11 protein-coding genes are annotated in these 11,844 nt (G+C 42.1%); 1 reads left to right on the top strand and 10 read right to left on the bottom strand.

Going from position 1 to position 11,844, the window contains the following annotated elements:
* Positions 1 to 19 precede the first annotated feature (19 nt).
* From NKF87_RS06615 to NKF87_RS06585, 7 genes are all read right to left on the bottom strand, one after another.
* Positions 20 to 730 (bottom strand): ClpP family protease, encoded by a 711-nt coding sequence (locus tag NKF87_RS06615; RefSeq protein WP_117597520.1) that lies wholly within the window; start codon positions 728 to 730, stop codon positions 20 to 22.
* Between the two features lie 49 nt (positions 731 to 779).
* Positions 780 to 1,511 (bottom strand): YebC/PmpR family DNA-binding transcriptional regulator, encoded by a 732-nt coding sequence (locus tag NKF87_RS06610; RefSeq protein ID WP_117597521.1) that lies wholly within the window; start codon positions 1,509 to 1,511, stop codon positions 780 to 782.
* Positions 1,512 to 1,585: 74 nt separating this feature from the next.
* Positions 1,586 to 2,377: a hemolysin family protein gene (locus NKF87_RS06605; RefSeq protein ID WP_055284505.1), complete on the bottom strand. Its 792-nt coding sequence runs from the start codon at positions 2,375 to 2,377 to the stop codon at positions 1,586 to 1,588.
* 24 nt (positions 2,378 to 2,401) lie between these two features.
* Positions 2,402 to 2,749 (bottom strand): type II toxin-antitoxin system PemK/MazF family toxin, encoded by a 348-nt coding sequence (locus NKF87_RS06600; protein ID WP_055284503.1) that lies wholly within the window; start codon positions 2,747 to 2,749, stop codon positions 2,402 to 2,404.
* Between the two features lie 88 nt (positions 2,750 to 2,837).
* Positions 2,838 to 4,001, bottom strand: a complete 1,164-nt coding sequence (alr, locus tag NKF87_RS06595; protein ID WP_028086222.1) for an alanine racemase — start codon at positions 3,999 to 4,001, stop codon at positions 2,838 to 2,840.
* A gap of 2 nt (positions 4,002 to 4,003) precedes the next feature.
* A complete protein-coding gene (locus tag NKF87_RS06590; RefSeq protein ID WP_242859270.1) occupies positions 4,004 to 5,521 on the bottom strand; it encodes an NAD(P)H-hydrate dehydratase in 1,518 nt (505 codons plus the stop codon).
* Between the two features lie 94 nt (positions 5,522 to 5,615).
* A complete protein-coding gene (locus NKF87_RS06585) occupies positions 5,616 to 6,257 on the bottom strand; it encodes a redox-sensing transcriptional repressor Rex (RefSeq protein WP_028086220.1) in 642 nt (213 codons plus the stop codon).
* A 165-nt stretch (positions 6,258 to 6,422) separates the two neighbouring features.
* Between NKF87_RS06585 and NKF87_RS06580 the strand changes: the two genes are divergently transcribed.
* On the top strand, positions 6,423 to 8,357 hold the full coding sequence (locus NKF87_RS06580) for an ABC-F family ATP-binding cassette domain-containing protein (protein ID WP_055284501.1): 1,935 nt from the start codon (positions 6,423 to 6,425) through the stop codon (positions 8,355 to 8,357).
* 100 nt (positions 8,358 to 8,457) lie between these two features.
* On the opposite strand, the gene NKF87_RS06575 is transcribed toward NKF87_RS06580, so the two are convergent.
* Genes NKF87_RS06575 through NKF87_RS06565 form a run of 3 tightly spaced genes read right to left on the bottom strand, consistent with a single transcriptional unit; the run spans position 8,458 to position 11,755 of the window.
* Positions 8,458 to 9,657 carry an NADP-dependent isocitrate dehydrogenase gene (locus NKF87_RS06575; RefSeq protein WP_253584277.1) on the bottom strand — a complete coding sequence of 400 codons (1,200 nt, stop codon included), beginning with the start codon at positions 9,655 to 9,657 and terminating at the stop codon, positions 8,458 to 8,460.
* A gap of 39 nt (positions 9,658 to 9,696) precedes the next feature.
* The gene (locus tag NKF87_RS06570; RefSeq protein WP_055284496.1) at positions 9,697 to 10,350 is read right to left on the bottom strand and encodes a GntR family transcriptional regulator; all 654 of its coding nucleotides are present in this window, start codon (positions 10,348 to 10,350) and stop codon (positions 9,697 to 9,699) included.
* A gap of 13 nt (positions 10,351 to 10,363) precedes the next feature.
* Positions 10,364 to 11,755 (bottom strand): hypothetical protein, encoded by a 1,392-nt coding sequence (locus NKF87_RS06565; RefSeq protein ID WP_055284494.1) that lies wholly within the window; start codon positions 11,753 to 11,755, stop codon positions 10,364 to 10,366.
* Between the last annotated feature and the right edge of the window lie 89 nt (positions 11,756 to 11,844).

Here is an 11,844-nt window from a genome sequence, read left to right as displayed (position 1 = left end):
TTTAGGGGTTTTGATGTCATTACACATTTTCGTTCTTTTTTTTATTTCTTTCATTGATCATTTCGTGCAATTTATTCAATGCATCTTTTAATCCGCCGACTTCATTGATGAGTCCTTCCTGTACCGCATCTTTTCCTTCCAGCAATGTCCCGACATCTTTTACCAGTTCTGTCGGATTTAACATCAGGGTCTCGATCCGCTCCTGTGTCATAGACGAGTGATCTGCCAGGAATCTGGTGATCCGGTCCTGTGTTCTCAGCATATTATCCAGGCTTTGCTGCACACCGATAAACATCCCGTTCGAGCGCACCGGATGAATGACCATTGTCCCGCTTGGCACAATAAAGGAATAGTCCGCAGATACGGCAAGCGGGCCTCCGATGGAATGACTTCCTCCAAGAACCAGTGACACAGACGGTTTACTGAGTGAGGCGATCATTTCTGCAATGGAGAGTCCTGCTTCCACATCGCCGCCAAGTGTATTCAGAAGAATCAGTAATCCGTCGATCTCATTGCTGTCTTCGACTTCCGCAAGCAAAGGAAGTAAGTGCTCGTATTTGGTTGCCTTGGTGTTTCCCGATACTGCTTCATGGCCTTCAATCTCTCCTACAATAGTAAGTAATTTGATCCGGTGGCTGTCCCTGCTGTTCTCAAGATTGGCGCTTCCTGTTTCTTTCAGTTCTTCAGTCGGTTCCGCACTTTTTTCTTTTTCCTTTTTCTCTTCACTCATAAAAAATACCTCCATACTTTTTTCTTAGTATGGAGGTATCGGATTCTTTTTATTCATCCCAGTTGTGATATACATCCTGAACGTCATCGTCATCATCCAGCATATCCAGAGTTTTCTGAATATTGGCGATATCTTTTGCGTCTGTCAGTTCTACATATGTCTGAGGAATCATTGTTACTTCAGCAGATGCCATAGGAATTCCTGCTTCTTCCATTGCAAGACGGACTGCACTGAAATCGTCCGGATCAGTCAATACTTCAAAGCTGTCTTCCTCTTCTACAAAATCTTCGGCTCCTGCATCGAGTACCTGCATCATCAGCTCATCGGCATCGCCTTCGTATTCTTCTTTATCGATTACGATCTGACCTTTCTTATCGAACATGAATGATACACATCCAGGTGTTCCTACATTACCGCTTCCCTTTGTAAATGCGTTCTTTACGTTAGATGCTGTACGGTTCTTGTTATCTGTAAGAGTCTCTACGATGATAGCTGTACCGTTCGGTCCATAGCCTTCGTATGTAATGTGCTCATAGTTTGCCGCACTCATATCTCCGGATGCACGTTTGATATTTCTTTCGATGGTATCATTCGGCATGTTATTAGATTTTGCTTTTGCAATTACGTCACGTAATCTGCTGTTGTTAGAAGGATCAGAACTTCCGCCTTCTTTTACAGCTACTGCAATCTCTTTACCGATCTTTGTAAAAATCTTTCCTTTTGCAGCATCATTTTTCTCTTTCTTATGCTTAATATTGGCAAATTTTGAATGTCCTGACATGTCTTTTACCTCTCTTTATCTATTTGTTTTTATCTTTTTTTAAAATTGTATTATTACACACGTTGTCTATTCTATCACGCTTCGAAAACTTTTTCAATCTTAACTGTCTGAATTATATTATTATCGATCTGTAATACCGTGAAACGATAGCCGTCATAGTCAACAACACAGGTTTCGTCTTCTCCAGGGATGTGTTCCAGTTTATCGATCAGAAATCCATTCAGTGTCTCATAATCTTCTTTGTCAAATGTTACCGGAATCAGATCTTCCAGATCCTCCAGTTCAGTCAGACCATTGACAATCATACTTCCGTCATTCTGTTTTTTGATCATTTCGTCTTCTTCATCATATTCATCCAAAATATTTCCGACGATCTCTTCCAAGATATCTTCCATTGCGACAAGGCCAGAAGTCTGTCCGTATTCGTCCAGCACAACGACCATATGATTTTTAGCCGCCTGCATTTCTTTGAAAAGAGTATCAATGCTCTTTGTTTCAGGAATATATGTAACCGGACGGAGGTATTCCTCCAGATTTTTTACCGGACATTGCCGTTTTGACTTGTCCAGATAGCCAGACGTTGCATCTCTCAGATGAATGATCCCGATGATCTCATCGATATCTTCCTGATAGACCGGAAATCTTGAAAAGCGTTCATCCAGCATGAATTGCAAAGCCTCTTCCAGTGACCAGTCTCCATCGATTGCTACAATATTTTTTCGGTGGGTCATAATATCCTTTGCATCCTTATCCATATAACGGAAAATATTGCGGATCAGACCTGCCGCTTCTTTCTGCATCTCTTCGTCCATTTCATCTTCGTGAAATATCTGTTTCATTCGTTGGAATAAACTTCCCTCTTCCATAATTAATTATCCTTAACTCCTTCTCTATGTATGAAGCTCGAAACTGATTCGAATTGCTTCATCAACCTTGTTCATTATCTCTTCGTCCAGATGACATACCAGATCCTTAAGTCTCTGCTTATCGATCGTACGGATCTGTTCCAGTAAAACCACGGAATTTCTGACAATATGATACCTTCTTGCGTCAATTTCCACATGTGTCGGTAATTTTGCTTTGTTCATCCTTGAGGTGATCGCCGCACAGATGACGGTCGGGCTATGCCTGTTTCCAACATCATTCTGTATGATCAGGACCGGACGGATTCCACCCTGTTCCGATCCGACTACCGGACTTAAATCCGCATAATAAATATCTCCTCGTTTCACCTGCACCTTGCTTCACACTCCGATTCTTAAGATATACTAAGTATTTCCCTTTTTCTCGGATGTATTCTGCAAAATTTCAAGAACACACGGCGATTTAAAAACTGTCGACCTGTTCTACGACTTCTCCATGCCGGATGTATTCTCTCGGAATACGTTTATTTAACACACACACAAATTCATAATTGAATCTACCGGAAAGTTCTCCCAGTTTATCAACAGAAAGGAACTCTTTTCCATCACGTCCGAAGATGACAACCTTATCTCCGAATTCTACATCTTCAATTGCCGTTACATCAACCATGAACTGATCCATGCATACACGACCGATGATCGGTGCTTTTTGTCCGTGGATCAGGACGTAGCCTTTATTGGACAGACTTCTTGGATACCCGTCTCCGTATCCGACCGGAATCGTCGCCACCTTTGTCGGACGTGTTGTGATATAAGTTCCTCCATAACTTACCGGCTTTCCTTCCGTCAGCCATTTTACATGTGCAACATGGCTGATCAGTTCCATTGCAGGTTTTAATGGTACTTTATCTTTTTCCACCTCATCGGACGGATACATTCCATATGTTGTAATTCCCGCACGCACAATATCCATATTGGCTTCTTCCAGATCAATGATGCCGGCACTGTTGGAACAATGATAATACGTGAATGTAACGTTACGCTTTTTCAATTCCTCTTTCATCCAGAGGTATTTCTCCAACTGTTCTTTTGTAAATGTCTTATCTTCTTCATCGGATTTGGCAAAATGCGTGAACATACCTTCCATTACCAGATTCGGCAGCTTGCTGATTCTGGCGATCTCATCTGCATTTTCCTTCGTAATCTGGAAACCAAGTCTTGCCATTCCTGTATCAAGCTTAATATGGACATAGACGTTACATCCCATAGCTTCGGCAAGCTCAGATACTTCTTTTGCCATCTCATAGCTGTAAACGGTCATACGTATCTCGTTACGGATCATTACATCCCACTGATCAGGGAAAATGCATCCCAGTACCAGTACTGGCTTTTTCAGGCATGCATCCTTGATCAGTATCGCCTCGTCCAATGTGGCAACGGCATATCCCCAGATGTAATCCATCGGCTCCAAAAGTTTTGCGATCTGGACAGCCCCGTGCCCATAACCATCCATTTTGATGACTGCCATCATCTGGGTATTCTTATGAATATTTTTTTTCATCATTTCTATATTATATTCAACCGCATCTAAATTGACTCTGGCTAAAACTCTTGTATATTGCTTCACTGTTATTCTTCCTCCAGTTTCATTAATGCTTTACTGATATATTCTATCAGATCTCTCGCCATTACACTATATACGCCTTTTTCAAATTTTGCAAGGTCACCGGACAATCCATGTATATATGTGCCTAATTCTGCAGCATCTTCCGCTTCTTTTTCCTGCACCATCCATCCGGAGATCACGCCGGCGAGAACATCTCCCGATCCGGCTTTTGCCATCGCACTGTTCCCGGTAAGGTTCATACGTATACCTTTCTCTTCGCTTGCGATCAGAGTTCTCGAATCTTTCAGTACACAGGTAATCCGGTATCTTGAAATAAAATCTTTCAGGATCTGGATCCTGTCTGCTTTCAGTTCCTCTACAGGAGTGCCTGTAAGTCTTGACATTTCTTTCATATGCGGTGTGATCACAAATCTGCGCTCGGCCATCTGATTCAGATAATTTTTATTTTCTGCAAGAAGATTCAGTCCGTCTGCATCGATCAGACACGGTACTTTTACATATTCAATCACAGTTTTTAATATTTTTTCGGAAAGCCTGCTCATTCCAAGGCCCGAACCGATACATACGCTATCTGCCCATGTAAGAAGTGATAACAGTTCTTCTTTATTATATTCCTCATATGTTGTGACAATTGCTTCCGGAAGGAGTGTCTGTAAGATTTCCCGATTATCTGAGGAAGTGTATATTCTCACCAGTCCTGCTCCTGTCATGTAAGCGGCATGCGCATTCAGATAAGCGGCCCCGGCCATTCCTTTGCTTCCGGCTATCACGAGGAGTCTTCCGTACGTGCCTTTATTTGAATCTTCCGGTCTGTCCGGCAGCATCTTCCGATAGATATCTTTTCCGGCTGTCCGGACTATTTCCTGATCCTCACAGATAGAATCTGTAGAAATGCCGATATCCGGCACGATAACCCTGCCGGCCATAGTTCTGCCCTGTGACAGTTCCAGACCAATCTTTTTTAACTGGAATGTCACTGTATAGTCCGCTTTGAAAGCGCAGCCCAGGATACAGCCTGTTGTGGCAGAAAGTCCGGACGGGATATCTACCGCAAATTTTGTTCCCCTCATCCGGTTCATCTGTTCGATCACCTGACGATATCTGCCCTCTACTTTACGACTCAACCCCACTCCAAAGACAGCATCTATGACCACACTATAGGAGTCTTCCTGCGGCATTCCATAAGTAATCTTCCCGCCGCATTCCTGTAAGCGGTGCATCTGTTCCTGTGTTTCCTCGGTATAATGTTCCGGGTTTCCCACACAAAATGTCTCTACGGAGTATCTGTTATTTTGTAAAATGCGGGCAATTGCGAAACCGTCCCCTCCATTATTACCCGAACCACAGACAACACAGACATGCGAAAGATCAACCTTTTCATCTTCTAATACCTGTACACACGCCTGCGCCGCATGTTCCATCAATTCCAGGGAAGGAACCCCTAATTTTTGAATTGTATACTGATCTGCTGCTTTCATCTGTGCTGCATTCACCCAAAGCTGCATCCAATCATCTCCCATCAAGTCCTGCTTTATACTTACCGCAACAAAAGAACGTGTAAAAATATGTCCATCTTCCGGACTACTCCTACACGCCTTTTTCTTTTATAATAATTTACTTATGATCCTCTTTGTAACGACTGATATTGTATGACAGCTGCATCAGGCTTTCTGACAGATGTACATTCTCGACAACAATATTATCTGGAAGATTCAGATCTGTGTGCGCAAAGTTCCAAATTGCACGCACTCCGTTATCAACCAGCATATTCGCCACTTCAATTGCTTTCTCTTTTGGAATCGTCAGCACTGCAATATCAATATTATTGTTCTGTACAAATGCTTTCAGGTCATCCATCATGCGGATCGGTACGCCTCGGATAGAGACACCCTGAAGTCTTGGATTTACATCAAAGATTCCCTTCAGGATAAATCCACGGTTCTCAAAAGCTGCATAATTTGCCAGTGCCTGTCCAAGATTACCGGCACCGATGATAATGATATTATGATCTTCTTCCAATCCTAAAATTTTTCCGATCTCTGTATATAAATACTTTACGTTATAACCATATCCCTGCTGGCCGAATCCGCCAAAGTTATTCAGATCCTGACGAATCTGTGATGCAGTCACCTTCATACGCTTACTCAGATCGTTCGAAGATATACGCTCTACACCATTTTCCAGCAGTTCACCCAAATATCTGTAATACCTCGGCAATCTACGAATGACTGCACGAGAAATCTCTCTTTCTTCCACTATATTCACCCTTCCAATCATAGTCTGAAATAATTATATAAAATTGAAAGATTATTGTCAAACTATTGTTGAATTTTATACAATTTCCGTTATAATAAAATAGCATGTGCAAATGCATTTTACGAATACGAATGTATCAATTATCCACAACGCAGGAGGAAATATATGATATTAGCATGTCACGGGATCCAGAAATCTTTCGGTGAACACCTCATCGTCAGAGATGGATCCTTCCATATAGAAGATCACGAAAAAGCAGCTCTTGTCGGACCGAACGGTGCCGGTAAGTCTACTCTGCTCAAAATGATTGTAGGCGAATCAGCCCCGGATGACGGCAACGTCATTCTGACAAAAGGTAAGACGCTTGGCTATCTTGCCCAGCATCAGGAGATGCAAAGCGGTAATACGATCTATGAAGAAGTCCGCACCGCAAAGGCCGATATAATCGCTATGGAGCGCCGTATCCGCGAGATTGAGATGGAACTTAAGCATCTCTCCGGTGACGCTCTGAACGACCGTCTGGAAACTTACAATCGCCTTATGGCCACTTTTGAACGTGAGAATGGCTATTCTTGCGAAAGTGAGATTACCGGTGTGTTAAAAGGACTTGGATTTACGGAAAATGATTTCACCAAACCGGTCGACACTCTCTCCGGAGGACAGAAAACCCGTGTATCTCTTGGCAAGCTTCTGTTAACGAAACCAGACATTTTGCTTCTTGATGAGCCAACCAACCATCTGGATCTGAATTCCATTGCATGGCTTGAAACCTATCTTCTAAACTACCAGGGAGCTGTGCTGATCGTGTCTCACGACCGTTATTTTTTGAACAAAGTTGTCACGAAAGTTCTTGAAATCGAGCTTGGAGAACTTCGTACTTATATGGGAAACTACAGTGACTATGCAGCAAAGAAGCAGCAGCTTCGCGACATACGCCTGAAGGAGTATCTTAACCAGCAGCAGGAAATCAAGCATCAGGAGGCAGTTATCGAAAAGCTTCGTTCTTTCAACCGTGAAAAATCCATCAAACGTGCCGAAAGCCGTGAAAAGATGTTGGAAAAGATGCAGACTATCGAAAAACCGATAGAAGTTAATACAGATATACATCTGAAACTGGAACCATCCTGTGTAAGCGGCAATGATGTCCTGACTGTTGAACATTTAAGCAAATCTTTCCCCGGACAGGAGCTTTTTACAGACGTTAATCTTGAGATCAAACGAGGTGAACATGTTGCAGTAATCGGTGATAACGGGACAGGAAAGACTACGCTTCTTAAGATTTTAAACCGTGTGGTATCTGCCGATTCCGGTACTTATACACTTGGCTCCAATGTTAAGATCGGCTACTACGATCAGGAACATCATGTCCTTCATATGGAGAAAACAATTTTTGACGAGATTTCCGATGATTATCCGACTCTTACGAATACGGAAATCCGGAATGTGCTTGCAGCATTTCTTTTTACCGGTGATGATGTCTTCAAACAGATCAGTTCTTTGAGCGGTGGGGAACGCGGACGTGTATCTCTTGCGAAACTGATGCTCTCTGAAGCAAATTTCCTGATCCTCGACGAGCCGACCAACCATTTGGACATCGCATCCAAAGAAATCCTTGAGAATGCTTTGAATGATTATACCGGCACCGTACTTTATGTCTCTCATGACCGTTATTTCATCAATCAGACCGCTTCACGGATTCTAGATCTTGTCAATCATACATTTGTAAATTATATCGGAAATTATGACTATTATCTGGAGAAAAAAGAAGAACTCACTACCGCATATGCCGGAGCAGCTTCTACATCTTCATCCGTTTCAGATAACAGTACAGACAAGAATGTATCCGAGTCAAAACTCAGCTGGCAGGAGCAAAAGGAAGCCCAGGCAAGACTCCGCAAACGTCAGAATGAGCTTAAAAAAACGGAAGAACGTATCGGTGAACTGGAAGACCGCGACGGTGAGATTGATGCCCTGATGGTTCAGGAAGAAATCTTCACCAACTCTGTAAAATGCCAGGAATTGGCAAAAGAAAAAGCCACCATAGCGGAAGAATTAGAAGAATTATATATGAAATGGGAGGAATTAGCGGAAGACGCTTAATTTATACGCTGTTCATTCATACATAAAAACACCATACACTGTGATCCGTCAAATTCATTCGGAAATTTTCACATTGTATGGTGTTTTTGTCATATATTATCTACTTTAATTTCTCGGCAATTGCCTTAATAAATCCCTCGCTGTTCAATACAGTTGGATTTTCCAGTGTCGTGATCAATGCCAGGTCTTTTGTCATCTTACCTTCTTCAATGGTATCGATGGTTGCTTTTTCAAGCTTATCTGCGAACGCTGTCAATTCGGAATTTCCATCCATCTCACCACGTTTTCTGAGAGCACCTGTCCATGCAAAAATTGTAGCTACAGAGTTTGTAGAAGTCTCTTCCCCTTTCAGATGCTTGTAATAATGACGTTGTACCGTTCCATGAGCTGCCTCATATTCATAATTTCCGTCCGGTGATACCAGAACAGATGTCATCATTGCAAGAGAACCAAATGCGGAAGAAACCATATCACTCATTACATCTCCGTCATAGTTCTTACATGCCCAGATATATCCACCTTCTGATTTCATAACTCTTGCAACCGCATCATCGATCAAAGTATAGAAATATGTAATTCCGGCTTCTTTGAACTTCTCGGCATAATCTTTGTCAAAGATTTCCTGGAAAATATCTTTGAATGTATGGTCATACTTCTTAGAGATCGTATCTTTTGTTGCGAACCACAGATCCTGCTTTGTATCCAATGCATAATTAAAGCAGCTTCTCGCAAAGCTTTCAATAGATCCGCATAAGTTATGCATTCCCTGTGCAACACCCGGTCCTGCATAGTTGTGTACCAGTTCTCTGGTCTCTGTGCCGTCTTCTGCCGTGTATACCAGTTCTACTTTTCCAGGTCCAGGAATCTTCATCTCTGTATTTTTATATACATCTCCATATGCATGTCTTGCAATAGTGATTGGTTTTTTCCAGTTCTTTACACATGGCTCAATTCCTTTTACAACGATCGGTGCACGGAATACTGTTCCGTCCAGTATTGCACGGATCGTTCCGTTCGGGCTCTTCCACATTTCTTTCAGATCATACTCTGTCATACGTGCTGCATTTGGTGTGATGGTTGCACATTTTACGGCTACTTTATATTTCTTGGTCGCATTGGCTGCATCGATAGTCACCTGATCATTCGTCTCATTTCTGTGCTCCAGACCCAGATCATAATATTCTGTGTTCAGTTCAATATATGACTCCAGAAGGTCTTCTTTGATCATCTTCCAGAGGATTCTTGTCATTTCGTCCCCGTCCATCTCTACGATTGGTGTTGTCATTTTAATTTTTGCCATGATGTTTGTCTCCTTTCTATCTGTTCGCGGCATCTTTCATTATTCTTCCAGATGCAGATTTTCCATCACATGTAATATATGTTCGTTTGCAAGCTGTTCTGCTTTTGCCGCATCTTTTGCCTTGATTGCCTCCAGTATTTCTCGGTGTTCTTCTATTGACTTTTCGGCACGCTCCGGTGCTTCAATCGACATCGTCCTTGCAAGCTGTACATACTTGTGAAAATCTGTCAATACATGTTCCAGGATCCTGCTGTTGGATGCCTCATACAATATCTTATGAAACTTACCATCCATTTCTGACATCTGTTCAATCTGTCCGGATCCTTTCTTATGTAAATGAAATTCTGACAGAAGAATCACTTCTTCCAGTTCTTCAATCTGCGCGTCCGTAATATATTTTGTTGCCCAGTTGGCACACAGCCCTTCCAGTTGCGAACGTATCTTATAGATATCTTTCACATCTTTTCTGGTAATGGCTGTCACATATGCACCTTTATTCGGAATGATCGTAACCAGTCCTTCTAACTCCAATTGTCTTAAGGCTTCTCTTACCGGTGTTCTGCTTACCCCCAGTTCTTCACCGATTGTTACTTCCCTTAATTCTTCATGATCTTTATATACCCCATTCAGAATATCTTCCCGCAGATGCCGGAACACTCTTCCTCGTAAGGATCTGTCCTGATATTCTTCCATAAAAACACCCCAATTAAATCAAATCTATACCCAGTCTTTTGCAGTTCTGATCAATAACTGCGATCAGCTCATCATCTGTAAGAACGGTTACACGTCCTTCTTCGTACTGTTCATCTACCCAGTCTTTTACTGCGTTTACCAGTTCTGAATTCTTATCCACTTTCTTATCATCCGGAAGCTTAAAATATGTATTGATCCAGTGGGCAATACCTGCAAGTCCCGAAGTATTGGAAATTGCCACAAGCGGCGGACGGTTCAGGAATTTATCGGTATCGAATACATTATAAATCTCTTCGTTTTTCAAGAGTCCATCTGCATGGATTCCGGCTCTGGTCACATTAAAGTTCTTGCCAACGAATGGTGTCCTGGAAGGAACCCGGTAACCAATCTCTTTTTCATAATAATCTGCCATCTCTGTGATGACTGTTGTATCCATGCCATCCAGTGTACCGCGAAGCTGTGCATATTCGAATACCATCGCTTCCAGTGGTGTATTGCCGGTACGTTCCCCGATTCCGAAAAGCGAACAGTTTACGCCACAAGCACCATATAACCATGCGGTTGAAGAGTTGCTGACTGCTTTGTAGAAATCATTGTGTCCGTGGAATTCGATCAGTTCACTCGGAACACCTGCATGTACACGCAGACCATAGATAATTCCCGGAATAGATCTTGGAATTACTGCTCCCGGATAATTTACTCCATATCCCATCGTATCACAGACACGTATCTTAACCGGAATCTTATACTCATCCATCAGTTTCATCAGTTCCAGGCAGAACGGGATCACGAATCCGTAGATGTCGGAACGGGTGATATCTTCCAGATGACATCTCGGACTGATTCCTGTCTCAAGGCATTCCCTTACAATAGACAGATAATGCTCCATTGCCTCACGTCTGGTCATTTTTAATTTATAGAAAATATGATAGTCCGAACAGCTCACTAGAATACCTGTTTCTTTCATTCCAATCTCTTTTACCAGTTGAAAATCTTTCTTGCTTGCGCGGATCCAACTTGTTACTTCCGGAAATTTATAATCTCTTTCCATACATTTGTATACAGCATCTCTGTCTTTTTTACTGTAAAGAAAGAATTCGCACTGTCTGATCTTTCCTTTTGGACCACCCAGACGATGGAAATAATCATATAATGTTACGATCTGCTCCGTACTGTATGGGGCACGTGACTGTTGACCATCCCGGAATGTTGTATCTGTAATCCAGATTTCATCCGGCATACAATGCGGAACAATTCGGTCATTGAATGCGATTTTCGGAATCTCATCATAATGGAACAGATTACGAAACACATTCGGCGTCTTTACATCTACCAACGGGTACATGTGTTCTTCCAGTTGCAATAAATTTGTATGATTATCCAGGTATACTTTCCTGTTTTCCATTCTTTCATCGCCTGCTTTCTAAAAATAATTTTTCGTAGTAAAGTACTAAATTCAACATGTATAATTGTATACAATGATACATGTGTTGT

This window comes from Dorea longicatena (genome assembly GCF_024168045.1).
Taxonomy (GTDB): Bacteria; Bacillota; Clostridia; order Lachnospirales; family Lachnospiraceae; genus Dorea_A.
Note: the sequence above shows the minus strand (reverse complement) of the source record. Positions and strands in the feature narration are given on the sequence as shown.